The 24,912-nt window shown below is 69.4% G+C and carries 21 protein-coding genes; 9 read left to right on the top strand and 12 right to left on the bottom strand.

The window, feature by feature from the left end:
- Positions 1-84: 84 nt before the first annotated feature.
- The 3 genes from ABJF88_03605 to ABJF88_03595 form a co-directional block, all read right to left on the bottom strand.
- Positions 85-1,533: a deoxyribodipyrimidine photo-lyase gene (locus ABJF88_03605; GenBank protein MEP0545992.1), complete on the bottom strand. Its 1,449-nt coding sequence runs from the start codon at positions 1,531-1,533 to the stop codon at positions 85-87.
- 86 nt (positions 1,534-1,619) lie between these two features.
- On the bottom strand, positions 1,620-2,363 hold the full coding sequence (locus tag ABJF88_03600) for an SDR family oxidoreductase (GenBank protein MEP0545991.1): 744 nt from the start codon (positions 2,361-2,363) through the stop codon (positions 1,620-1,622).
- A gap of 127 nt (positions 2,364-2,490) precedes the next feature.
- Complete coding sequence (locus ABJF88_03595) at positions 2,491-3,078, bottom strand: fasciclin domain-containing protein (GenBank protein MEP0545990.1); 588 nt, start codon at positions 3,076-3,078, stop codon at positions 2,491-2,493.
- A 232-nt stretch (positions 3,079-3,310) separates the two neighbouring features.
- Here ABJF88_03595 and ABJF88_03590 point away from each other — a divergent pair, with 232 nt between their 5' ends.
- From ABJF88_03590 to ABJF88_03575, 4 genes are all read left to right on the top strand, one after another.
- Complete coding sequence (locus tag ABJF88_03590) at positions 3,311-4,225, top strand: cobalamin-dependent protein (GenBank protein ID MEP0545989.1); 915 nt, start codon at positions 3,311-3,313, stop codon at positions 4,223-4,225.
- Positions 4,226-4,311: 86 nt separating this feature from the next.
- On the top strand, positions 4,312-4,761 hold the full coding sequence (gene umuD / locus ABJF88_03585; protein ID MEP0545988.1) for a translesion error-prone DNA polymerase V autoproteolytic subunit: 450 nt from the start codon (positions 4,312-4,314) through the stop codon (positions 4,759-4,761).
- 108 nt (positions 4,762-4,869) lie between these two features.
- The gene (locus tag ABJF88_03580) at positions 4,870-6,144 is read left to right on the top strand and encodes a Y-family DNA polymerase (protein MEP0545987.1); all 1,275 of its coding nucleotides are present in this window, start codon (positions 4,870-4,872) and stop codon (positions 6,142-6,144) included.
- A gap of 45 nt (positions 6,145-6,189) precedes the next feature.
- Complete coding sequence (locus ABJF88_03575) at positions 6,190-6,552, top strand: thermonuclease family protein (GenBank protein MEP0545986.1); 363 nt, start codon at positions 6,190-6,192, stop codon at positions 6,550-6,552.
- Here the strand turns inward: ABJF88_03575 and ABJF88_03570 are convergent.
- From ABJF88_03570 to ABJF88_03555, 4 genes are all read right to left on the bottom strand, one after another.
- A complete protein-coding gene (locus tag ABJF88_03570) occupies positions 6,540-6,779 on the bottom strand; it encodes a hypothetical protein (protein MEP0545985.1) in 240 nt (79 codons plus the stop codon). The two genes, ABJF88_03575 and ABJF88_03570, sit on opposite strands and share 13 nt — an antisense overlap.
- Positions 6,780-6,832: 53 nt before the next feature.
- Positions 6,833-8,014, bottom strand: a complete 1,182-nt coding sequence (locus ABJF88_03565) for an ArsA family ATPase (protein MEP0545984.1) — start codon at positions 8,012-8,014, stop codon at positions 6,833-6,835.
- Between the two features lie 307 nt (positions 8,015-8,321).
- The gene (locus tag ABJF88_03560) at positions 8,322-9,419 is read right to left on the bottom strand and encodes a helix-turn-helix transcriptional regulator (GenBank protein ID MEP0545983.1); all 1,098 of its coding nucleotides are present in this window, start codon (positions 9,417-9,419) and stop codon (positions 8,322-8,324) included.
- 7 nt (positions 9,420-9,426) lie between these two features.
- A complete protein-coding gene (locus ABJF88_03555) occupies positions 9,427-10,320 on the bottom strand; it encodes an alpha/beta hydrolase (GenBank protein ID MEP0545982.1) in 894 nt (297 codons plus the stop codon).
- A 213-nt stretch (positions 10,321-10,533) separates the two neighbouring features.
- Here ABJF88_03555 and ABJF88_03550 point away from each other — a divergent pair, with 213 nt between their 5' ends.
- The 5 genes from ABJF88_03550 to ABJF88_03530 all read left to right on the top strand — a co-directional run bounded on the left by ABJF88_03550 (position 10,534) and on the right by ABJF88_03530 (position 18,744).
- Positions 10,534-11,001, top strand: a complete 468-nt coding sequence (locus tag ABJF88_03550) for a hypothetical protein (protein MEP0545981.1) — start codon at positions 10,534-10,536, stop codon at positions 10,999-11,001.
- A gap of 25 nt (positions 11,002-11,026) precedes the next feature.
- Positions 11,027-11,488: a hypothetical protein gene (locus ABJF88_03545; GenBank protein MEP0545980.1), complete on the top strand. Its 462-nt coding sequence runs from the start codon at positions 11,027-11,029 to the stop codon at positions 11,486-11,488.
- A 390-nt stretch (positions 11,489-11,878) separates the two neighbouring features.
- Positions 11,879-14,593 (top strand): glucosidase, encoded by a 2,715-nt coding sequence (locus ABJF88_03540; protein ID MEP0545979.1) that lies wholly within the window; start codon positions 11,879-11,881, stop codon positions 14,591-14,593.
- Between the two features lie 184 nt (positions 14,594-14,777).
- Entirely contained in the window at positions 14,778-16,793 is a 2,016-nt protein-coding gene (locus ABJF88_03535) for an amylo-alpha-1,6-glucosidase (GenBank protein ID MEP0545978.1), read from the top strand.
- A 67-nt stretch (positions 16,794-16,860) separates the two neighbouring features.
- Entirely contained in the window at positions 16,861-18,744 is a 1,884-nt protein-coding gene (locus ABJF88_03530) for a glycoside hydrolase family 15 protein (GenBank protein MEP0545977.1), read from the top strand.
- Position 18,745: 1 nt separating this feature from the next.
- Here the strand turns inward: ABJF88_03530 and ABJF88_03525 are convergent, their stop codons facing one another.
- From ABJF88_03525 to ABJF88_03505, 5 genes are all read right to left on the bottom strand, one after another.
- Entirely contained in the window at positions 18,746-19,648 is a 903-nt protein-coding gene (locus tag ABJF88_03525; GenBank protein ID MEP0545976.1) for an outer membrane beta-barrel protein, read from the bottom strand.
- A gap of 20 nt (positions 19,649-19,668) precedes the next feature.
- On the bottom strand, positions 19,669-21,813 hold the full coding sequence (locus ABJF88_03520; protein ID MEP0545975.1) for a protein kinase: 2,145 nt from the start codon (positions 21,811-21,813) through the stop codon (positions 19,669-19,671).
- A gap of 300 nt (positions 21,814-22,113) precedes the next feature.
- Positions 22,114-22,824 (bottom strand): TIGR04283 family arsenosugar biosynthesis glycosyltransferase, encoded by a 711-nt coding sequence (locus tag ABJF88_03515; protein ID MEP0545974.1) that lies wholly within the window; start codon positions 22,822-22,824, stop codon positions 22,114-22,116.
- A gap of 58 nt (positions 22,825-22,882) precedes the next feature.
- A complete protein-coding gene (locus ABJF88_03510) occupies positions 22,883-23,773 on the bottom strand; it encodes an arginine deiminase-related protein (GenBank protein ID MEP0545973.1) in 891 nt (296 codons plus the stop codon).
- Positions 23,774-23,895: 122 nt separating this feature from the next.
- Positions 23,896-24,861 (bottom strand): hypothetical protein, encoded by a 966-nt coding sequence (locus tag ABJF88_03505; protein ID MEP0545972.1) that lies wholly within the window; start codon positions 24,859-24,861, stop codon positions 23,896-23,898.
- Positions 24,862-24,912: the final 51 nt, after the last annotated feature.

Below are 24,912 nucleotides of genomic sequence, written 5' to 3'. Positions count from 1 at the left end.
GGAAGAGTAGATAGCTTTAAGACAGAGCAACTGGCTCTTCGATATAAGGCTGTGCAACGGACTAAGGACCACGGACAACCTGCCTCACTTGATTTCGTTGTACGCCGCGAGGGCGCGGTCGCGGGCGGCGGCGTGATCCACGATGGGTTCGGGGTAGGTGTCGCCGAGCACGATCCCAGCCTCGTCGAGCACGTCGGCGGGCGCGTCCCACGGACGGTGGAGGTACTTGTTCGGGAGGTCGCTCAGTTCCGGCACCCAGCGGCGGACGTAGGCGCCCTCGGGGTCGTGCTTCTCGCCCTGGCTGACGGGGTTGAAGATGCGGAAGAACGGCTGCGCGTCCGGCCCGCTCCCGCCGATCCACTGCCAGTTCATCGCGTTGTTGGCGAGGTCGCCGTCGACGAGCGTGTCCCAGAACCATGCCTCGCCCTCTTGCCACGAGATCAGCAAGTCTTTCGTGAGGAACGAGCCGACGATCATGCGGACTCGGTTGTGCATCCACCCGAGCGCCCACAGCTGCCGCATCCCGGCGTCGACGATGGGGTAGCCGGTCTGGCCGCGCTGCCAGCGGTGGAGCGCGTCGGCGTCGGACTTCCACGGGAAGGCGGCGAACTTGTCTTTGAGCGGCTCGCTCGGGAGCGTCGGGTAGTGGTAGAGGATGTGGTAGGAGAACTCGCGCCAGATGATCTCGCTGAGGAAGGCGTCGGCGGCGTCGCGCATGGCACCGTTGCGGACCCAGTTCTGGGCGCGGTGCCAGACCTGCCGGGGGCTGATCTCGCCCCAGTGGAGGTGCGGCGAGAGCTTCGAACTTCCGTCGACGGCGGGCCGGTCGCGGGCGTCGGCGTAGTCGATGAGGGCGTCGCCGAGGAAGGTGCGGAGGCGCTCGTGGGCGCCGCGCTCGCCGGGCGTCCATGCCGCCTCCATCTGCTCGGCCCAGTCCACGCCGTCCTGTGCCTCGGGCAGCAGGCCGAGGTCGCTGAGATCCGTGCTCTCGGGCCACGTCGCAGGCGCGAGCCGCTGCCCCATCCTCGGCACGTCGAGCGGCTCGCCGATCTCGACGGTTTCGAGGAATTTGGCGCGGAACGGGGTGTAGACGTGGTACGGCCCGTCGCTCGTCGTGCGGACGGATTCGGGGTTGTGGAGGAGGCGCGAGGCGAACGTCTTGACCTCGATGCCGTCCTCCCGAAGCGCGTCGGCGATCTCACGGTCCCGCTCGCGGCGGGCGGGCGTGTAGCGCGTATTCCAGTAGACGGCGTCGGCGCCCGTCGCATCGATCAATCTGCGGAGCGCGTCGAGGCTGGAGCCGGTGCGGAGGACGAGCCGCGAGGTCTTCCGGTCGAGGCTCTCGGCGAGGGCTTCGAGCGAGCGGTGGAGCCACCACCGGTGCGCGCCGCCGGGCGGCCAATCGCCCTCTTCCTCCGGCGACCAGATGAACACGGGGACCACGGGCTCCCCGCGCTCCACGGCGCGCGTGAGCGCCGGGTGGTCGGCGAGGCGGAGGTCGCGGTGGAACCAGACGAGCGTGGGACCGGGCATCGGAGAACAGAGTGAGCAGAAGGGAGGGGTGTAAGCGCTACGCCGGCCTCGCCGTTCCCGCTCGGCGCCGGCCGGGACTTGTCGCTTTAGCGGGGCCGCACCGTCGCGAAGCCGCCGTCCACCGACAGCGTCTGCCCGGTGACCCAGCCGCTCCGGCTGCTGTCGAGCAAGAAGTGCAGGGCGTCTACGAGGTCATCGGGCTCGCCGATCCGCCCGAGGGCGTGCATCTTCGCCGAGGCGTCGACGGCGGCGTCGCTGCTCGTAAGCCGCTCGGTGAGGGGGGTGCGGACGAGGCCGGGGGCGATCGCGTTGACGCGGATCTTGCGCGGGGCGTAGCTCGCCGCCGCCGCGAGCGTGAGGCCGGATACGCCGCCCTTCGCCGCCGCAATCGCCTCGTGGTTGGCGAGGCCGAGGCGCGCCGCCACCGACGACATGAGCACGATCGCGCCGCCCTCCGGCTCCTTGTTCGTCTGCATCGCGCGGGCGGCAGCCTTCACGAGGTAGAACGCCGTGTTGAGGTTGAGCGAGATCGCCGTGTCGAACTCGTCCACGCTCGTGAGGTGGGCAGGCTTGAGCAGGATCGACCCGACAAGGTTCACGGCGCCGTCGATGCGGCCGTGCTGCTCGACGGCGGCGTCGACGATGCCCTGCACCGCCTCGTACGAGGTCGCGTCGAGCGGGTGCGCCGTGGCGCCGACCTCGTCGGCGAGGGCGCGGAGCGGGGCTTCATTGCGTGCGCCGAGCACGAGGTCGGCGCCGTCGGCGGCGAGGCGGTGGGTGAGGGCGGTGCCGATGCCGCCGGAAGCACCGAGGATGAGGTAGACAGGCATGAGGGGAGAGATAGGAGAGGAGGCGAGACGGCGTGGAAGCCGTAAAAAAAGCCCGGAGCCCTCGCGTCGCGAGTGACTCCGGGCCGACGTGCTAAGTGGAGCGAGCGCTCCGGGTCGGGCCGACGCCTTACATCGCGTCTTCTTCCGTCATGTCGCCTTCGGCGGGCATGAGGACGCCGCTGATGACGTGGATGACGCCGTTGCCGGCCTCGTTGTCGGCCGAGACGACCGTGGCCGTGTTACCCATCGCGTCGGTCAGGGTGACGGTGCCGCCTTCGGCGTTGATCGTGAGGGCCTGGCCCTGGACGGTGTTCACCGTCATCTGGCCGCTGAGCTCGCCCGACATCACCTGGCTGGGGATGACGTGGTAGGTGAGGATGTCGGTGAGCTTGCTCCGCATGCCCTCCTCCATCAGCGACTCGAGCGTGCCTTCGGGCAGGGCGTTGAAGGCCTCATCGCTCGGGGCGAAGACGGTGAACGGGCCGGGGCCGTTGAGCGTCTCGTCGAGGTTGGCCTGGGCGACGGCGGTGCGGAACGTGGTCAGCCCGGCGTCCTCGGCAACGGTAAGGATGGAGTTGTTCATCTCCATCGTCTCTTCCATCATCTCCTCCTCGCCCATCTCGGCGTCGACTTCCGGCGCCTCGGTATCGGCGCAGCCGACGAAGGCGACGAGGGAGAACAGGCAGAGCAGGGTGAATAAGCGCGTGTACAACATGGTGATGCCTCCTTAAATGTGTTGGGAAATGGGGTGGCCGTTCAAGGGGTGATATCGGGCCGCCCCATGGTACGTACTATAGAGTGAAACTGCATTAACGTGCAAAACGTTCACGTGACGGCCAGCGCTTCGAATCCGCACGGCGGCGGCGTCCGTTTTGCCCTCCCACAAAAGCGATGCGCTGCCGTTTGGTTCCTGCCCGCTCCCTCCGTCTCTCATTCTCCCCAAAATCTTGTCTTCGACCTCCCCGCATCTCTCGGCGCGTGAACACACCTTTTCCCCACGCGAGCTCGCCACGGCCGTCGGCGTGAGCGAGTCGTCGATGAAGCGGTGGATCGACGCGGGGGAGCTCGAGGCGGCGCGGACGGCGGGGGGGCACCGGCGCGTCTCACAACGGGAGGCCGTCCGGTTCATCCGTGAGCGCGCCCTCCACGTCGTCGATCCGGCGGCGCTCCGGCTGCCGGAACTCGTCGGGCTGCCGGACATCGAGGCCGCGCCGGTGACGGCGGAGGGGCTCATCGAGGCGCTCGTGGCGGGCGAGGCGGCGCGGGCGCGTGCGCTCGTCGTGGCGGCGTACGTAGGGGGCGCGTCGCTCGCGTCGCTCTGCGACGGGCCGCTCCGGGGCGCGCTCCACCACGCGGGGATGCTCTGGGAGAACGGCGGCGGCGGCGTCGACCCGTCGGGCATCGGGATCGAGCACGAGGCGGTCGACGTGTTCGTGCAGATCCTCCACCAGATCCGGACGCTGCGGCCCCTCGCGCCGGACGGTGCGCCCGTCGCCGTGGGCGGCGCGTTCGAAGGGGACCCCTACACCGTCCCCTCGCTGATGGCCGCGGCCGTGCTCGAAGACCTCGGGTTCGACGTTACGAACCTAGGCCCCAATACCCCGATCGACGTGCTCGCCGATGCGGCACGCCGCCGCCGGGCTGACCTCGTGTGGCTCTCCGTGTCGGCGAGCCCGCCGGACGAGGAACTCCGCCGCGCGAGCGCCGCGCTCGCGACCGAACTGAATGCGGCGGGTGCGCGCTTCGTGGTGGGCGGGCGGGAGGCGAAGGCGGACGCGCTTCCGGGGCTGACCGTGCTGCCGTCGATGCTGGCGCTGAACGCGCTGGCCGAGCAGATCATGGCCGAGCGCCGGGCGGCGTAGCCCACGCCGCGGCCGTTTGTGACGGCGGCGTTGCGCTTCTCGCCTCCAGTGCGGAGCTTATGCGCCCCCTCACCGCCTCCCCTCTGATGGAACTCCGCCCCTTCGGCCTCCGCGCCGCCGACGTCATCCCGTACGCGCCCGGCCCGCCGCTCCCGCTCCCGCTGCTGCTCACGCGCGTCCCCGCCGGCTTCGCCTCGCCCGCCGACGACCACGTCGATTGCACGCTGGACCTTAACGACCTCGTCGTGAAGCACCCGGCTGCGACGTTCTTCGTCCGTGTCGAAGGCGACTCGATGACGGGGGCGAACATCACCGACGGCGACATCCTGGTCGTGGACCGCGCCGTGGAGCCGTGCGACGGGAAGATCGTCGTGGCCGTGCTCGACGGAGAGCTAGCCGTGAAGCGCATCCGCATCCGCGACGGGCGGGTCTGCCTCGTCTCCGAGAACGATCTCTACCCGCCGATCCCGGTCGAGGGCGAGCAGGAGCTCGTGATCTGGGGCGTCGTCACGCACGTCGTCCACGCCTGCAAATAGCGCGCGCAGGGGCTCCGAAGCGTGCGTCGCGGCGAGGGCCGGGTGGAGGGTGACAGAGAAGGCGTCACCAGCGGGGAGGTATGAACGGGCTCGCCTTCCCCGTTCCCGATGCCCTTCGCCCTCGTCGACTGCGCCAACTTCTACGTCTCGTGCGAGCGCGTCTTCGCGCCGTCGCTGCGCGGCGTGCCCGTCGTCGTGCTCTCGAACAACGACGGCTGCGTGATCGCCCGAAGCGAGGAGGTGAAGGCGATGGGCGTGCCGATGGGCGCGCCGTATTTCCAGCACCGACGGGCCTTCGCGCGAGCCGGCGTCCGTGTCTTTTCGAGTAACTACGCGCTCTACGCCGACATGAGTCACCGCGTGATGGAGACGCTCCGCACGCTCACACCCGACGTGGAGGTCTACTCCATCGACGAGGCGTTCGTCGGCCTGCCCGACCTCCGGCCCGACGCCGTGCTCGACCTCGCGCGGGAGCTCCACGCCCGCGTGCTGCGCTGGACCGGCATCCCCGTCCGCGTCGGCGTGGGGCCGACGAAGACGCTGTGCAAGGTGGCGGGACGGCTGAGCAAGCAGGACGGGACGCCCGTGTTCTCGCTCGTCGGCCGCTCCGACCTCGACGCCCTCTTGGAGCGGGTCCCGGTGCGCGACGTGTGGGGCGTGGGGAAGCGGACGGGGCCGGTGCTGGAGGCGCACGGCGTCCGCACGGCGCGCCACCTCCGCGACGTGCCGGACGTGTGGGCGCGGAAGACGCTCCGCGTCGTCGGGCTGCGGACGGTGTGGGAGCTGCGCGGCGTCCCGTGCCTCCCGCTCGAAGAGGCGCCGCCGCCGCGGCAGAGTGTGACGCGGAGCCGGTCGTTCGGGCGGACGGTGACGGAGCGGCGCGAGCTGGAGGAGGCCGTGGCGACGCACACGGCGCGGGCGGCGGAGAAGCTGCGCGCGGCAGGCCTCGCTGCCGGAGCGCTGCAGGTGTTCCTCTGCGCGGGGGCCTCGGCGAGCGCGAGCCGTCGTGCCCCGGAAGGCGGGCGCGACCGCGCCGGAGCCTGCGCCGTCTCGCTCCCCGCCTCGAACCACACGCCGACCCTGCTCAAAGCCGCGCTCCGCTGCCTCGACCGATTGCACGAGCCGGGCCGGGCGTACTACAAAGCCGGCGTCATTCTCGCTCACCTCACGCCCGCGAACCCCGCGCAGGGCCACCTCTTCCTCCCGTACCGCCCGGAAGATGAGGCGCTGATGGCCGCCGTCGACGCCGTCAACCGGAAGCACGGACGCGGAGCCGTCACGTTCGGGCGCTGCGGGACCGAGCAGGCGTGGGCGATGCGGCGTGGGCTCGTCTCGCCGGCCTACACGACGCGGTGGGAGGAACTGCCCGTCGCCGCGCTCTGACCTCGGGGCGGCCTATCTTGTCGCCGAGTCCAACCCGGTAAAACCATGGAACCCAACGCCGTCCACCTCTACACCTACCGCGCCCGCTGCACGAAGGCCTACGACGCCGACACGATCACCGTCAGCGTCGACCTCGGGATGCACGTCACGCTGAACGGGATCACGCTCCGCCTTTCGCGGATCAACGCGCCCGAAGTCCGCGGCGACGAGCGGCCCGAGGGCCTCGTCGCGCGCGACGTTCTCCGCGAGCTCGTGCTCGATAAGGAGGTGCTGATCCAGACGTTCAAAGACAAAGTCGGCAAGTACGGCCGCTACATCGCTGAGGTGTGGGTCGAGCACGACGAGGGCCTGATCAACATCAGCGACCACCTCGTCGCAAACGGGCACGCCCGCTATCAGGAATACTGACCGGCACCGCGCGGGGCGACGAACCAGATCCGCCCCTCGTCGTCGGGGTCGGTGACGGCGCAGGACGGGGCGTCGACGAGCGTGCAGAACGTGTCGCAGAGCGCGTCGAAGGCCTCGGGATCGCCGTCTCCGTCGGGCGTGCGGAGGAGGTCGGCGAAGGTCCACGCGGCGCGCTCGGGCTCGACGAGGCGGAGGCAGGCGCGGAGGTGGCGGGGCTCGAACGGCATGGCGGCGGGGAGCGAGAGGGGCGGCCCCGGTTATCGGCCCCGCGCCGTCCGCGTTAACCCGACGCCGCCGGGTTCGGCTCGAAGCGGGCGCGGAGCCAGCCATCGTCGAGCGCCGCCGAGGCGAGCTGGTAGTAGCTGAGGAAGTTCGGCAGCCCGTAGCTCCGCCGCTGGTTGCGGACTTGCACCACGAGCTCGTCGCCGAACTTCTCGGCCGTGACCTCGTCCTCGTTCAGGAATGGGAGGTGGACGGAGAGGAGATAATCATCGCCCTCGGCCTCCATCCGGTACGCCTGTTCGGCGTAGAACACGTCGGTCGGGTCGCGCTCGGGATAGAGCCCGGCCCCGATCTCGCGCAGCAGGTCGAGCCCGAATACCTCCTGCCCGACGTGCGGGACGCGGAGGATGGGGAGCGGCGAGAAGCTGTGCTCGATCTCTTCGAGGTAGCCCGCCTGCGCCGCGACGTACTTCGCGAGGACCGTCCCGGCCTCGTCCTCGGGGATGATCCGGTTGACGATCACGCCGTCCACGCCGTAACCGTAGAGTTGGAGATACGTGTAGGCGCGCCGCGCCTCGGCGATCACCATCCGCTCCGGGTTCATCACGAGCCGCGTCGACGAGATCGTCGGGTCCTGCAGCACCTTCTGGATCTCGCCGAGCACGCCGAAGAGGCGGTCGAGCTCGGCGTAGCCCCGGTCGAGCGGGATGCCCGTCGTCTTGCGGACGGCGAGGCCGCCGAGCTTGAACGCCGTCTTCTGGAACGGGAACGCCTTCGACACCCACCACTGCGCCACTTGGGGCAGCGTGAGGAGCGTGAGCGTCTCGCCCGTCGGCGCCGAGTCGAGGATGATGAGGTCGTAGTCGCCGGAGCGGTAGAAGGAGTCGAGCCAGAGGAGGGCGGAGGCCTCGCCCATGCCCGGCAGCGCGGCCATCTCCTCGGCGGCGAGGCGGTCCACGCCCTGCCAGCGGAACACGCTCAGCATGAGGTCGCGCATACTCGCCCAGTACTTCTGCATGCTGTAGTAGAGGTCCACCTCCTGCGCCCACAGGTTGTCAGCGATGGCGACGGGCTCGGGCCCCAGCCGCTGGTCGAGTGCGTCGGCGAGGGAGTGGGCCGGGTCCGACGACATGACGAGCGTGCGGTAGCCGCGGCGGGCGGCTTCGAGCGCCGTCGCGGCGGCACACGTCGTCTTGCCGACGCCGCCTTTGCCGGTGAAGAGGAGGATGCGGGAGGCCATGCGAGGGGAGGAGGTCAGTGGGGACAGCGCAGAAGCAACCGCGCACGGCTTAGTTCCCACTTCCCGATAATCGCAAACCCTTGGCACCTCGCCTGAGGTGCTGTGTGGCGGCGGTAGCCAACGAATCGCGCAGCGGGAGCGATGAGCAGGAGGCTTGCTCCCTGTTGAGAAGCTCAGCAGAGCCGCCTCAAACTGTCATCCCGAGCGCAGTCGAGGGATCTCTGATGAGCAATGCGGTGCCGAGGAGAGATCCTTCGACAAGCTCAGGATGACGAAGAAGAAAGCGTTGCAACAGAACGCATGAGGCTCAGGCCACGTCGATGCGGCCCACGACGTCCGGCACGTCGCTGCGGGCCGCGTCGAGTCGGCTCAGCACGTGCTCGACGTGGTGTCGTGCGGTGTGGATGCTGATGCCGAGCGCCGCCGCGATCTCCTTGTTCGAGTGTCGGGCGGCTAGGAGAAGCGCGACCTCGGCCTGCCGGGGTGTGAGGCCGAACTGCTCCTGTACGTCGCCCTCGGTGGGAAGGGGTGATCGGGCACGCGGTGGAGTGACGGTGAGGAGAATCGACGGGCGAGGTCCGAGGTGCTTGACGCGCGTAGGTACGAGGCGATACGGGCCTCGCGCTCCGACGAACGTGCCGGGCTCAGACGGTGCGACGGCTAGGGAGTCCCGGTTGCGGGTGAATGCACGGGCGAGGTGCCGAGCCTGCGCCATCAAGCGGTCCCGGTGGGGCTCCCGAGCGAGCGTACGGTTGAGGGCCGGAGTGCCGTGGAGGAACTGGCCGCCAAGCGAGAACACGGCGCAGGCCGCCCCGCTGGCGTCGATGAGCGCACCGAGTTGGGCGTGCGCCGCCCGCAGGCGTTGGTAGGACGAGACCCCCGCCTCCAGCGCCGGGTGGAGCAGCCGCGCCGTCGCCGCCTGTGCTGCGTCGAACGGGCGCTGCGGATCGTCCGTATTGAGCAAAACCTGAAGGACGTCGCCCGGCGTCGTGCCTCGGGGGCTCCACCGGACACCGATCGTGATCGAGTCGTAGCACTTGATGCCGTGCATAAACTCCTGGACGTAAGCCGACTGCTGCATCGCCTCGTAATGCTGGCCGAAAATCTCGCGCCGCGTAAGGACGCCGCTCCGAGCCGACCGCCGGAACGTCCCGACGCGCTCCAGAAGGGGATAGAAGCTCCGGTACTGGTCGGCGACCTCGTCGGAGAAATCGGGGTACATCAACCGGAGCCCGGAGTCGGAGGGGATGCTGACGCTCGCCGTGGAAGCCCCAACGACTTCGCGAAGGCTCGTCGCCGCCGCCTCCATCCACGCGTCGGGCGTGTCGAAGTCGAACGGCGCGGCGATCACGCGGGAGGCGCGCGCGATCCGCTTCTGATCCTGAGAGGTGAGCGTGAGGGACACGGGCGGCTCAGACGGAGGCGTGCGTGGGGACGTGCGCCGCCAGCCAGTCGCGGACGACGGCGACGAAGGCGTCGGGCTCTTCCATGAACGGGAAATGCCCGCTCGCCTCGAACACGTGCCCCTCGGCTCCAGCGAGCCCGGCGAGAAAGTCGGCGGCCGATTCCTCGGGCGGGGCGATCCAGTCGTGACGGCCGGCGAGGACGAGCGTGGGGACGCCGACGGCATGCAACTGCTCGCGCGCGTCGTACCCGGCGAGGAGGTCGTAGAACGTGCGCCGGAGGGGCGCGGCCCGCAGCGTCATGCGCTCGGCGTAGGCCCGAAGGTCGTGCGCGGTCGGGTCGTGGACGTAGAGCGGGAGGAGGTCGGGAAACAGGGCCGCGAACTCGGCGTCGCTCTGCGGCGGACCGCTGAGCGCGGCGGCGAGCACCTCGTGCGTGCGGCCCTCCGCGCGGGCGAACGCGCGTTCCGCCGCTGCCGCCAGGTGGGTGCCGGTCGAGACCGTGCCGCAGAGGATGAGGCCGCCGACGTGCTCGGGATGCCGGCGAGCGACTTCGAGCGCGATGACGCCCCCGTACGAGTGACCGAAGAGGATGGCTGGGTCGTGCCCGCCGCGCTCGGCGTGGAGGTGGCGGCGGAGCGCTTCCACGTCGTCGGCCCACGTGGCGTGCGTGACGGTGCTCCAGTCGTCGGGCGCGGGCGAGTGCCCGCAGCCCGCAAGGTCGGCGTAGGTGAGCGACGCGTGGTCGGCGAGCGGGTCGAGCCAGGGCCGGAGCGAGGCGTGGTCCCAGCCGAGCCCGCCGTGGAGCGCGATGAGACCGGGCGCGCCACGGCCGAGCGTGGTGTGGTGGAGAGGCATGGAGTGCGAAACGCTATCGAATGGCGGATACGGATACCGACCCACGAGGACCTTGCAGCGGGGTCGATGCGAGCGTATAGCCTACACGCCTTACCGAGTGAGATCGAGAGAATACCCCCTGAGCCGTAGCAGATCAAGAAAGAATGGGCACTTTCTGCCCATGCGCAGCGCGCGGGGCTTCGCGAGTTTCCCTCCGTTCGACGCTCACCCGAGAAGTCCTTCGGCCGCTGACCTCCTGCTCATCCTATACCGAACGCCATGCGCACCCCCCACACGCTGCTCATCCTTCTCGCCGCCCTGCTCATGCCCCTCGCCGGGTGCGACTCCACCACGGACGATGGTGATGGTGGTGGCAACGACGGCTCCAGTGTCCTCGGACTCTGGCAGGAGCTTGAACTCGACAGTGCAGGAAACGAGTCACTCAGAACTTTCTGGGTCGACATCGCCGAGGAACGTTTCATCACGAACTTCCTAGTCGAAGACGAACTCGAGGTTGACGGCGCGTTCGTCGACTGCTTCGACCGTGACAGGCTCGACGTGATGAACATCGACGGCGACGAATGGAGCTACAGCGATGGAGAAGAGGACGGCGAGACGCTCGTACGGACCATCACGATCAACCGCGACGGGGACGACCTCGTGATCGGATTCGACGACGAGGACAGCCAGGGTGAGCAGCGCTACCGCCGCAGCACGCGGTCGGACTTCACCCCGCTCTGCGACTAAGACGTACGCCGAACGCTCTCGCCTGATGGCCGCTGCTCTCCTGCTCATCCCATTACCGAACGCCATGCGCACTCCTTACACGCTGATCCTCCTTCTCACCGCCCTGCTCGCGCCCCTCGCCGGATGCGACTCCGCAGAGGGCTCCGAAGAGGACCCCAACACTGACGGGGAAACCAACGTTCTCGGGCTCTGGAAGTACACCGACGCGGGAGAAGAGAACTTCCTCCGGATCGGGGAAGCCGTCTGGAGCGAGACCGAGTTCTACGACGAAGAAGCGTGTTGGGAATCCGAGTCGTGGACCGTAGAGCGGCTAGGGCCTCTCGACTACCGCATCGCCGTGGGCGAATCCGAAACCCTGATCGCACTCGAGCCGCTCGACGCCGATCGGATGCGAGCGACGTTCACATACGTCGACGATGAGGAGGAGGGGACGGTCGTGATGGAACGTCAGGAGGACCGCACTTTTGAGCCCGTTTGCACGGACTGAGTGCCATTAGTCCTACGAGACCCCCTCGGTCCGGGGGTAGACTGAGCGGCGAGGGTCTCGTGGTGGGGGCTCTCGCCGCTCTTTAGGTCGTGTCGCGGGATGCACGCAATGCGAGGGCGCGGGCCGCGTCGGACAACAGGGCGAGCGTATGGCAGACGGTCATCTACATGCTCGGGTCGCCTCGTGGGCCGCGATTCGAGCAGCAGAGAGAGCGGCGGGGATCGTGGTGGGTCCCTTCGCCGCTCTCGCTATCCATTTGGCACGTCGCCTTCTACCCCGTTGATCTCCCTAGCGACTAGGCAGCGCGATGTATAAAGTGGTAAGGTGCAGGCCTTTATATTGAATCACGTCGGTCTGACGCAGCCTCCTTCCCACTTATCCTGCACCGATATGCCGCTGCCCGATACGGCCGAGCACCGCCGCCTCGCTGACTCCGAAGCCCGCCGCGCCGATTGGAAGAACTGGGGGCCGTACGTGAGCGACCGCGCGTGGGGCACCGTCCGCGAGGACTACAGCCCGCACGGGGAGGCGTGGGAATACCTCCCGCACGACCACGCCCGCAGCCGCGCCTACCGCTGGAACGAGGACGCCCTCGGCGGCTTCTGCAACCGGTTCCAGAACGTGTGCCTCGGCGTTGCCCTGTGGAACGAGCGTGATGCCATCCTCAAAGAGCGCCTCTACGGGCTGACGGGGAACGAGGGCAACCACGGCGAGGACGTCAAGGAATACTACTTCTACCTCGACGGCACGCCGACGCACAGCTACATGCGGATGCTTTACAAGTACCCGCAGGTCGCCTTCCCGTACGGCGAGCTCATCGCCGAGAACCGCCGGCGCGGGCGCGACGACCCCGAGTTCGAACTGATCGACGCGCTCCGCGACACGTTCGAAGCGGGCCGCTACTTCGACGTCGACGTCGAGTACGCGAAGGTGGACGAGGAGGACATCCTCTGCCGGATCGTCGCGACGAACCGGGGGCCGGAGGCGGCGCCGATCCACCTCCTCCCGCACCTCTGGTACCGGAACACGTGGTCGTGGGAGAGCGGCCGCTCGAAGCCGACGCTCCGCGATGCGTCGACGAAGAGCGCCGTGGCCGTGCGCGGCGCGCACCGTCACCTCGGCGAGCGGTGGTGGTACGTCGAGGCCGACGGCGGCGCGGACGTGGACCTCCTGTTCACGGAGAACGAGACGAACGCCGAGCGCCTGTTCGGGCTGGGCAACCCCTCGCCGTACGTGAAAGACGGGATTCACGAGGCCATCGTCGGGGGCCGCAGCGAGGCGGTCAATCCCGAGGGCGAGGGGACGAAGGTGGCGGCGCACGCGCGTGCCGTCGTCGCGCCCGGCGCGTCGTTCGAGGTCCGCGTCCGCTACACGAATAAGAAGCAGCGCCGCCCCTTCGCTGGGTTCGAGAAAACGTTCAAGCAACGGATCGACGAGGCCGACGCGTTCCACGCGACGCTCCAGACGCCGGTGCTCTCTGAGGACGAGCGGCGCGTGCAGCGGCAGGCCTTCGCCGGCATCCTCTGGACGAAGCAGTTCTACCACTACAGCGTCGAGCTCTGGCTCAAAGGCGACCCCGCGCAGCCCGCCCCGCCGGACTCGCGGACGCGCAACGCGGACTGGGGCCACCTCTACAACCTCGACGTGCTCTCGATGCCGGACAAGTGGGAGTACCCGTGGTTCGCCGCGTGGGACCTCGCCTTCCACATGATCCCCACGGCGATGGTCGACCCGGAGTGGGCGAAGCGGCAGCTCATCCTCATGCTGCGCGAGTGGTACATGCACCCGAACGGGCAGATCCCCGCCTACGAGTGGGCCTTCGGCGACGTCAACCCGCCCGTCCACGCGTGGGCCGCGCTCCGCGTCTACAAGATCGACCGCAACCTCCGCGGCAAGGCGGACACCGTCTTCCTCGAGAAGGTCTTCCACAAGCTCCTGCTCAACTTCACGTGGTGGGTGAACCGGAAGGACCACGGCGGCAACAACATCTTCCAGGGCGGCTTCCTCGGGCTCGACAACATCGGCGTGTTCGACCGCTCGGCGCCGCTCCCCGGCGGCGGCCGGATCGAGCAGGCCGACGGCACGGCGTGGATGGGGATGTACTGCCTCAACATGCTCGCGATCGCCCTCGAACTCGCCCGGACGGAGCCGGCGTACGAGGACGTGGCGACGAAATTCTTCGAGCACTTCATCGCGATTGCGAACGCGATCAACCGGGGCTGCGGCGGGCGCGGGCTGTGGAACGAGGAGGAGGGGTTCTACTACGACATCCTCAGCCTGCCCGACGGCCGCCAGTTCCCGATGAAGGTGGACTCGCTCGTCGGGCTCATCCCCCTCTTCGCCGTGGAGACGCTGGAGCCGGACGTGCTGGAGAAATTGCCGCACTTCCGCCGCCGGATGGACTGGTTCATCAAGTACCGGCCGGACCTCATCGAGCCCATCGCCTCCCTCACAGAGCCGGGCGAGGGCGGGCGGCTCCTCCTCTCGCTCGTAGACCGGAGCAAGCTCGAACGCGTGCTCCGCCGGATGCTCGACCCCGACGCCTTCCTCGCCGATTACGGCCTGCGCGGCCTCTCGAAGCGGCACGAAACCGACCCCTACTCGCTCCACATCGGGGGCGAGACGTACAGCGTCTCCTACGAGCCCGCCGAGTCGACGACGGGCCTCTTCGGTGGCAACTCGAATTGGCGCGGGCCGATCTGGTTTCCCGTCAACCACTTGATGGTGGAGTCGCTCCAGAAGTACGACCACTACTACGGCGAGAGCCTGAAGGTGGAGCACCCCGTCGGCTCCGGCCAGTTCATGCCGCTCGACGACGTGGCGACGGACCTCTCACGGCGGCTCGTCCGCCTCTTCCTCCGCGACGACGACGGCCGCCGGCCCGTCTACGGCGGCGAGGACCTGTTCCAGCACGACGAGCACTGGCGCGACCACGTCCTCTTCTACGAGTACTTCCACGGCGACAACGGCGCGGGTCTCGGCGCGAGCCACCAGACCGGGTGGACGGCGCTCGTCGCCAAGCTGATCCAGCAGAGCGGCGGCATGGCCCCGACGAACGGCCGGGCCGCGGCGGCGGCGGCCAAAAAGCAGAAAGCTTCGTCGTGACGTTCGAGTAGAAATCCCTCCTCTTTGCGTTGCCGATACATCCCAACCCCAAAACAACAGTCATCCCCGACTTGATCGGGGACCCACCGGCTGGTGCTTTCCCGTGGGTCCCCGCCTGCGCGGGGATGACGAGTAGAGAGGGTTGGGGCAGGCATAGGCCCGGCACTCCTCAAACTGACAGCAGATGAAGACGAACTCCCCCGCGTTTCCTCCGGCCGTCGACCTCACGCGCGACGCGTGCAGCGATCCCGCCGTGGCGGGGGGGAAGGAGTGGCTCGTGACGAACGGGATCGGCGGGTACGGGATGGGGACCGTCGCCGGGTTTCGCACGAGGCGGTATCACGGCCTCCTCGTCGCCGCGCTCGACCCGCCGCTCGGGCGGACGCTCTTGGTGGCGAAGCTCGACGAGACGGCATCCTACGAAGGGCACGCCTTCAACCTCGCCGCCAACCGCTGGGCGAGCGGGGTCATGGCCCCGGACGGCTACGTCCACCTCGACCGGTTCCACCTCGAAGGGACCACGCCGGTCTGGACCTTCGCCCTCGCCGACGCCCTCGTCGAGAAACGCGTGTGGATGCAGCCGGGCGCGAACACGACCTACACCCGGTACGACCTCGTCCGGGCGAGCGGCCCGCTCACGCTCTCCGCCCGCGCCCTCGCGAGCTACCGTGACTACCACAGCCTGATGCACGGCGGCGGCGAGCCGATGCCGGTCCGCCCGGTCGACCGCGGCGTGTGCGTCGACGCCTTCCACGGCGCGGCCCCGATCTTCCTCTTCAGCGACGGCGACACGGCGACGCTGGAGCCCGCGTGGTACCGTGACGTGTGGCTGGAGGTCGAGGCCTACCGCGGGCTCGACGCGGCCGAGGACATGTTCCTCGTGGCCACTTTCGGCGCGACGCTCGACGAGGGGGATTCGTTTACGATCGTGGCCTCCACCGACGAGGCCGCGCCCCGCGACGGCCGTGCTGCCTACGCCGTGCGGCAGGACTACGAGTCCGGATTGTTGCACGAAGCCACGCTCGACGAGGAGTCGCCGGACCTCCGCCAACTCGTGCTCGCCGCCGACCAGTTCGTCGTCCGCCGCCCGACGGACACCGACGCCGACGGCAAGACGATCATCGCCGGGTACCCGTGGTTCGGCGATTGGGGGCGGGACACGATGATCGCGCTGCCGGGCCTGCTGCTGGCGACGGGCCGCCCAGCCATCGCCGCCCGCGTCCTCCGCACGTTCGCCCGGTTCGTGGACCGGGGGATGATCCCGAACCGCTTCCCCGACGCAGGCGAGGAGCCTGAGTACAACACCGTCGACGCGACGCTGTGGTTCGTCGAAGCGATCCGCGCGACGGTCGAGGCGACGGACGACGAAGCGCTCCTGCGCGACCTGTTCCCCGTGCTCGAAGACGTCGTGGACTGGCATCGGCGCGGCACGCGCTATGGCATCCGTGTGGCCGAGGACGGCCTGATCCGCGCCGGCGAGCCGGGCGTGCAGCTCACGTGGATGGACGCGAAGGTGGGCGATTGGGTCGTGACGCCGCGCATCGGCAAGCCGGTGGAGATCAACGCGCTGTGGTACAACGCCCTTCGCAGCATGGCCGACTTCGCCCGCCGCCTCAGCCGCGATCCCGCACCGTACGACGAGGCCGCCGACCGCGCCGAGGCCAGCTTCGCCCGTTTCTGGAACGACGAGCGCGGCTATTGCTTCGACGTGCTCGACGGGCCGGACGGGAATGACGACGCGCTCCGGCCGAACCAGCTCTTCGCCGTCTCGCTCCATCACAGCCCGCTCGCACCCGAGCAGCAGCGCGCCGTCGTGGATGCTTGCGCTCGGCACCTGCTGACGCCGCACGGGCTCCGCAGCCTCGCCCCATTCGAGGGCGGCTACATCGGCTGCTACGGCGGCGATCAGCGTGCCCGCGACGGGGCGTATCATCAGGGTACGGTTTGGGGCTGGCTCATCGGGCCGTTCGTGACGGCGCACCTCCGGGTCTACGACGACGGCGACCGCGCGCGCTCGTTCCTCCGCCCGCTCCTCCGCGACTTCCTCGACCACGGGCTCGGGAGCGTCAGCGAGATCTACGACGGCGACGCCCCGTTCACGCCGCGCGGATGCCCGGCGCAGGCGTGGAGTGTCGCTGAGGTGTTACGCACGTGGACGCTCGCGGGCCTATCATTACGTGCGGATGTGGGGCATAGATAACGTACGGACGTTCTCTCCGCCCCACTCGAGACCTCCACACGCTCCTATTCCCACACCTTCCCGCCCCATGCCTGCCCCCGTCGAGCGACCGGAGACGACTGACGCCCGCACCGGCGAGCGCGCCCGCTACCACCCCATCGAGAGCTACGGGCTCATCGGCGACATGCACACCGTCGCCCTCGTCGGGCTCGACGGCTCGATCGACTGGTGCTGCATGCCCCGCTTCGACGCGCCGAGCGTGTTCGGCCGCATTCTTGACGCGGAGAAGGGCGGGTTCTGGCAGATCCGACTCCTCGCTGACAAGGTCACGAGCAAGCAGTTCTACTGGCCCGAGACGAACATCCTCGTCACCCGTTTCCTCAGCGAAGAGGGCGTCGGCGAGGTGACGGACTACATGCCTGTCGGTGGGCGGGAGGAGAGCCGGCTGCGGCGCGAGATCGTCCGCACCGTCAAGGCCGTGCGCGGGACGGTTGGGTTCCGGATGGAATGCCGGCCCGCGTTCGACTACGCCCGCGCCGGACACGCCCTCTCGCTCAACGGGAACGGGGCGTGCTTCGACGCGCCCGACCTCAACCTCAGCCTCGCCTCGAAGGTGCCACTCGAGCGCGACGGCGACGGCGTCGTCGCGGACTTCTGGCTAGCAGAGGGGGAGACGGCCACGTTCACGCTGCGCGAGAGCGCCGAGGGGGGGCAGTGCGGCCACGCCCTCGAAGAGGCCGAGGCCGAGGAGGCTTTCCGCGCGACCGTCGATTTCTGGCGGCGCTGGCTCGGGCAGTGCACCTACGCCGGGCGCTGGCGCGAGATCGTCCACCGCTCGGCCCTTGCGCTCAAGCTGCTCACGTATGAGCCGACGGGGGCGATCGTCGCCGCGCCGACGTGCAGCTTGCCCGAGGGCGTCGGCGGCGTGCGGAACTGGGACTACCGCTACACCTGGATCCGCGACGCCGCGTTCACCCTCTACGCCTTCCTCCGCATCGGCTTCACCGAGGAGGCCGAGGCGTTCATGCGCTTCCTCGCGAACGAGTGTAAAGAGGGGGGGGCGGATGGCCGACCGCTCCAGATCATGTACGGCATCGACGGACGGAAGAAGCTCACCGAGGAGACGCTCGACCACCTCGACGGCTATCGCGGCAGCCGGCCCGTCCGCATCGGGAACGGGGCTTACGACCAACTCCAGCTCGACATCTACGGCGAGCTCCTCGACGCCGTCTACCTCTACAACAAGTACGGCGCGCCGATCTCGTACGACCTCTGGCTCCGCGTCCGCTCCTTCGTCGACTGGGTGTGCGAGAACTGGCAACTCCGCGACGAGGGGGTGTGGGAGGTGCGCGGCGGGCGGCAGCGCTTCACGTATTCGAACCTGATGTGCTGGGTGGCCGTGGATCGCGGGCTGCGTCTCGCCGACCAGCGCGCGTTCCCCGCCGACCGCGCCCGCTGGCTCGACGTCCGCGATGCGATCTACGAAGCGATCATGACCGAGGGGTGGAGCGAAGAGCGGCAGGCGTTCGTCCAGACCTTCGGCGGCGACGCGCTCGACGCGGCGAACCTCATGATGCCGCTCGTGTTCTTCGTCTCGCCCGTCGACCCCCGCATGCTCTCCACGCTCGACGCCACGCTGCGCTCGCCGGACGAGGGCGGACTCGTCTCGAACAGCCTCGTCTACCGCTACAACCTCACCGAGTCCGAGGACGGGCTGCCGGGCGAGGAGGGCACGTTCAACATCTGCACGTTCTGGCTCGTCGAGGCGCTCACGCGGGCGGGGCTCTCGGACTCGGCGCGGCTGGAGCACGCGCGGCTGACGTTCGAGCAGATGCTCGGGTACGCCAACCACCTCGGGCTCTACGCCGAGGAGACCGGCCACCACGGCGAGGCGCTGGGGAACTACCCGCAGGCGTTCACCCACCTCGCCCTCATCAGCGCTGCCTATAATCTCGACCGCGCCCTCGGCTAGGCTATCGGCCGGGGCTCCACGACACGCCCACGCCGAAGTGGACTACTGTCGTCGAGATGCTGCGGTCGGATTCGTCGGAGGTGAGTGAGCTGAAGAGGGCTTGGACGCCTCCATCGAGCGCGAACGCTGGGCTCAGGAAGTAGAGGAGGCCGCCCTCCAGGGAGCCGCCGGCCCCGCTGTACTCGTCGGAGCCGCCCCCGAGCGAGGCGTCGAAGTCCAGCGAGAGCGACTGGAACGACGCGCCCGCGCCGACGAACGGGACGAGCTTCCGCTGCCCGCCGCCGAAGTGGTAGCGCCCGCCCACGCCGACGTTGCCGAGCGTCGCTTCGCCGATTTCGCTGAAGTCGGAAAACGAGGCGCCACCTAGCTGGAAGACGACGGCGATGGCAGGCGTGAATCCGTAGCCGAGGGTGAGATACCCGCCCGCGCCGTTGGCCGAGTCGTCGTCGGAGTCCGAGTATCCTGTGCCCAGGGCGCTGAGCGACCCCATGAATCCGCTCGTGGTCGAGACAGGCCGCACCGTCGAGGCGGGCGAAGCGGCCGGAGCGCTGGGCGTCGGTCGGGGGCGGTTCATCTCTTCGACGAGTTGCACGAAAGGCGGCGGGTCGAGGGCCGGGTCGGGCTGGTAGTCGGGCGCGACTTCGAGGAGGGAGCGGACGGCCTCGCGGGCGTCGAGCTCGCGGTCTTTGCCGATGTAGCTGAGCCCGAGAAGCCGGTACGCGCGGCGACGCTCCTCGGAGGAGAACGCATTCGCGTCGAGGCAGTCGCTCAGCCGCTCGATGACGTCGTCGAAATAGCCGGCGCGGTATTGCTCGTCGGCCTCGGCGAGGGCGGTATCGCAGCGCTGTGCGGCAGCGGGGAGGGCGAGCGAGACGAAGAGGGCGAGCACGAGGGCGAGGCGCATGGCGGTCGGGGGGTAAGGGGTTAGCGCTCAGGGGTGAGGGTGAAGGCGAGCCGGTCGGGCGCCGCCCCGGCTTCGATCGTGACGGAGCGAGAAGCCGGTCGGTACCCGTCGCGGCGGACCTCGACGGTGTGGCGGCCCGCTGGGATCGTGATCGTGGCCGGCGTGTAGCGGCCCATCGCCCGCCCATCGAGCAGGATGAGGGCGTTGATCGGGTCGGAGACGACGGTGACCTGGACGGGGGCGGCGAACTCGATGAAGACCTCGGCCGTCTGGTCGGCCCGCACACGGACGCTCCGTTCCTGCGTCCCGAACGTGGGATGCGTCACGCGGACGCGGTGCGTGCCGGGGGAGACCGTGGCGAAGACGGGCGCGTTCGTCCCGCTCGCGCGCCGCTGCCCGTCCACGTACACGTCGCCGAACGGACGGGCAAGGACGCGGATCGTGCCGGTCGCGGCGGGCGGCGTTTCGGCAGGCGCGTTGCTCTGTGCGGGCGGTTCGGACTCTCGTGCCGCTGCGACGTCGTTCCGCGCGGCCGATTCGTCGTCTCGGACCGCAACGAGGGCGAGCTGTGCCTGGGCTCGGCCTTCGTCTGCGACGCCCGGGTGCCGGTCGGCTACGGCGATGGATTGCTGGAAGTGCTCGCGCGCGATCCGTAGGTTCTCCCGCTGCCGCGCCCGCTGGCCGAGCGCGTTGCTCCGCTCGACGATGCGGCGGACCACTGCCTTTGCCTCGGCGTGATCGGGGTCGGCGGCGAGGGCGCGCTCGGCGAAGAGGAGCGCGTTCGAATCGGCCGGGGTCGTGAGCCGCCCCGCTTCGAGGTGCCGCTCTGCCGTGGCGACCCACGCGGCTACGGTCAGGGACGAGGCGAGGTCTGAGTTCGGCGCGGACGGTCCGTCGGAGGAGAGGGGCAGGAGGGCACCCGTCTCGGTGGGCGCGATCATGTCGGGATCGGACGGCTCGCGGTCGAGCGGGGCAGGGCCAGTCGCGAAGGCCCAGACGCCCACGGCGAGCACGAGGCCGAGCCCGGCCGCTACGAACGCGCCACGGCGGAGGCGTCGGCCTGCGTGAGGCGTCGCTACGACGGTCGAGCTGGAGGCGTCGCGGCGCGGCGCAGCGGAGGTCACTGTGGGCGGTGCAGACGTAGCGACGGGAGGGCGGACCGGCGAGGGCGAAGCGACGTGCGTCGCGTCGGGCTCAGCCGGCGCGGGTGGTACGTAGGCCGAGCCTGATTCGACAGCGATGGGCGCTGAGCCCGAGCGGCTCGCAGGTTCCTGTTCGATCTCCGTCTGGTCCTCCGGCTCGTGGCGCGAAGGGATCGGGGCGACGGTCGTTTCTGCCTCGGCCAACGGCGCGGCGAGGTCGAGTGCCCGCAGTGCTTCGCGGAGCGCGACGACGGAGGAGAACCGGTCGTCTGGGGCTTTGGCGAGGGCGCGGAGGATGGCGACTTCGAGCGCTTCCGGCAGGTCGGGCGCGAACTGGCGCGGCGGCGGTGGCGCCCGGTTGATGTGCGCCTCCATCACCTCGAACGAGCTCTCGCTCTGGAACGGCACGCGGCCCGCGACGAGCTCGTAGAGGAGCACGCCGAGGGCGTACACGTCGGCGCGGGCGTCCACTTCCTGGGCGCGGATCTGCTCGGGCGCCATGTACGCCGCCGTCCCGATCGTGTGCTGCGTCTGCGTCAGCCGGCTCGACCCGAGGAGCCGGGCGATCCCGAAGTCCATCACCTTCACCGTCCCGTCCGGCAGCCGCATCAGATTCGCCGGCTTGATGTCGCGGTGGACGATGCCGTGGCGGTGGGCGTGTTCGAGCCCGTCGAGTGCCTGCAAAAAGAGGGGGAGTGCCTCGGCCGGGGCCAGCCGCCCACGGCGGCGGAGGATCGCCTCGAACGTCTCGCCCTCGCAGAACTCCATCACCATGTAGAGGTCGTCTCCGGAGCGGACGAGGGTGTAGAGCGTGGCGATGTTCGGGTGGAGCAGGCGGGCGAGCGTGCGGGCCTCCATCCGAAAGCGCTCGACGGCGCCAGGCTGCGTGGCCGCGTCGGCGCGGAGCGCTTTGACGGCGACGGTCCGGTCGAGCATCGTGTCGAGCGCGCGGTAGACGGCACCCATCCCGCCGCGTCCCAGCAGCGCCTCGATGCGGTAGTTGCCGATGACACGACCGATCATGGCAGGGCCTCGGCGCCTGCGGCGCGGTCGGGGGAGACGCGGTTCGTTCCGCGGTTGTGGTCGTCAGTCAGCACATCGTCCCTGGAAGTGGGCGCGGTCACCCTGCGGCAAAGGCCTGCACGGGGAAAGTAGGGGCCGAAGTCCAGCAAGGCAAGGCGGATGGGCACGGCGGTGGGCGAAACGGACCGGCCCCGGGTGGCTCACGATCCTCGCCTACGAGAACGTAAAAACGGGGGCTGCCAGGTCACAGGGGACATCAGTCGCCGCGGTGCACGACCTTCGGGAGCCTGTTCACAGGGGTTACGACTGGGCGACGGCAGTGTCCTCGGGTTGCCTCGTGTGGGTCGGGTAAAAGCGGGCCATGCGATGCGGCGAAGCGCCGAGGAGCCACGCGCTCCACAGCGCCCAGTTGCGGAGCTGCTGCCGGAGCGCACCCCTGTGCGCGTACCGCCGCGCCGAGGTGACCACCACCGCATCGAGAAAGACGAAGCGGCCGTGCGGGAGTACGGCCTGGACGAAGTCGAGGTCTTCGAAGACGGGCTGGTCGGGAAAGCCGCCAGCGGCTTCGAAGGCGGAGCGACGGGCGAAGATCGCGCGGTCGCCGAAGGCCCACCGGGGCCAGCGCATCCACACGGACCGGGTCCAGAGCCAGAGCCAGAACCCGCCCCGGTCGAACCGGAGCCGGAAGCAGCCGGCGACGGTCTCCGGTGCGGCGAGCGCGGCGCGAATCCGGTCGAGGCCTCCGACGGGGAGCCGGGTGTCGGCGTGGAGGAAGAGGAGGACGTCGCCCTCGGCGTGCGCGGCCCCCGCGTTCATCTGCCGGGCTCGACCCCGCGCCGCCGCGGATACCACCTGCGCCCCGTGCCGCTCGGCAATCGCCTTCGTCGCATCGTCCGAGCCGCCGTCAACAACGATGATCTCCTTTGGGCCGGGTTGGGCGACCGCGCTCGCCAGCGTCGCGGGAAGCTCGGCCTCCTCGTTCAGCGCAGGGATGATGATGGATACAGTCAAGAGTCGGGGGGCGAGCGTCGGGGGTCAGGAGCCAGACCCTCAGCTCCGTACGCCCGACTCACCAATACATCAGCTTCATGCAGAACACGGAGCCGCCGGACTTGAGGAATTCGCCCGTCTCTACCTCGACGGGGGTGAAGCCGGCGTCGCGGAGCTGGGCGACGGTCTCGGTGCAGCCGCGCTGAATGAGGACGTGCTCGCCGTCTGGCGAGTGGGCGTTGCAGGCGAAGAGCGTACGGGCCTCGTCCTCCGGCGCTTCGAGCACGCGGGGGAAGAAGGCGTGGATCAGCGCGAGCCCGTCGTCGTCGAACGCGCCGGGATAGACGAGGGCCGTCTGCTCGTCGAGCGGGCAGAGGCAGGTGTCAAGGTGGTAGAAGTCGGGGTCGGTGAGGCGGAGGGCGCAGACGGGGAAGCCGAGGGCGCTGGACAACCGCTCGTACACTTCGAGGTCGGTGCGGTAGCCGTGGCCGCCCCAGAGGAGGTAGCGGCCGGGGTGCCAGAGCGCGTCGCCCATGCCCTCGAAGTCGCCGGGGAGGTCGGCGTCGAGGTGCTGCACGTCGTAGCCCCGGTCGGCGAAGAAGGCGGCGTAGTGCTCGACCTCGGGCTTCCGCTGCGACGCGTGCATCCGGCTGATGACGACGCCGCGCTCGCCGCCCGGTGTCTGGTACGGCAGCGACTGGTTCGCGCAGAACACCATGTCCGGGAGGTCCGGCGCCCCTTCCAGCACGGCCACCTCGGTGCCGGCCTGGCGGTACGCCGCGCGCAGCCGGTCCCACTGATGTCGGGCTTCGGCCGCGTCGACGGAGCCGATGTTGCCCTCCATGTGGGGGTTGATCACGTAGGCGACGCGGAAGTGCTCGGGCGTCGTGAGGAGGACGCGGTTCGGGCGCGGGATCGTCGGGAGCGCGTCGAGCGCGGGGAGGTCGTCGTTGGGAGTCGTGTAGACCATCGGGAGCCGGATTCGGGAGAGGCGCGGAATCTACGACGGGGCGCCGTGCTACCGCCGGTCTCCACGAAAAACCCCCGCCGACCGGAGCCGACGGGGGAACGTCATGCGAAACGAGCGTGCGGTCACGCGTCGTCGTGGGCTTTCATCGACCGAATGACTTTCTGGTCGACGAACCCCTCGATCGTCACGCCGTCACGCACCTCGCGGACGTCCACACGGTCGAGCGCGTCGAGCGCGGCGCGGTCGGACTTCGCCGACATCTTCATCGCGGAGACGGCCCCACGCACGAGGTCGGCCGCATCGGACGTGCTGGCGCCGGGGCGCGTCACGCCGCGGACCTGGAAGGCGACGCCGTCGTCCTCGAACCCTGCGGACACCACGACGTCTTGCATCAGCTGTCCGGCCTGCCCGAACGTGCTCTCGCCGACGGACCCGTTGTCGCCGGGGAGGTCGCGCATCGCGATCCACATGTCGTCGGGATGGCTGGCGTTGCGGATGAGGGCCATCATCGCGGCGTCCGCGCTCAGCCCCTTCGTGCCGCTCGCGAGGCGGTCGAGCATGGCGTAGACCTCAGCGCGGTCGCCGCCGACGATCATGTCGTCGTTGACGAGGGCGAAGGCCATCTCGCGGCCGTGCTGCGCTGTCAGGTAGACAGGAGCGTCGGCGTACGTCGTCCGTTCGAGTTCGAGGTCGGGCTGGCTGCCGACGTACTCGTCGAGGCGGTCGCGGTCGTAGTCGGCGTAGACGACGAAGGCGGGGGCGCTGTCGCCGCCGGGGTCGCCGGTGGCAGCGAAGTACATGCGGTGGAGGTCCTCGTCGGGGTCGAAGCCGGTGGCGGCGAGGAAGTCGTCGAAGCGGGCGGTGCCTTCGCCACCCATCCGGCGCATCGAGAGTCCGCCGTCGGTGAAGGTCTCGAAGGCGTTGGAGTCGCGGGCCTCTTCGGCGTTGAACATGCCGACGACGTTCGCGTCGGCGGGCAGCACGTCGAGGGCGCTCCGCGTCTGGAGGGTGAGCTCGGCCGGGGCCTGCACGTTTTCACAGCCCACGACGAACAGGGCGATGGCGAAGAGGGGGAGGAGACGGCGCATGAGGATTCCGGATGCTGGGAGGAGAGCGCGTGAGCGCATTTCCTTTCTTGT

The sequence above is a fragment of the Rhodothermales bacterium genome, assembly GCA_039944855.1.
Taxonomy (GTDB): Bacteria; Bacteroidota; Rhodothermia; order Rhodothermales; family JANQRZ01; genus JBBSMX01.
The sequence above is the reverse complement of the archived record's forward strand: the minus strand, read 5'-3'. Positions and strand labels throughout refer to the sequence as shown.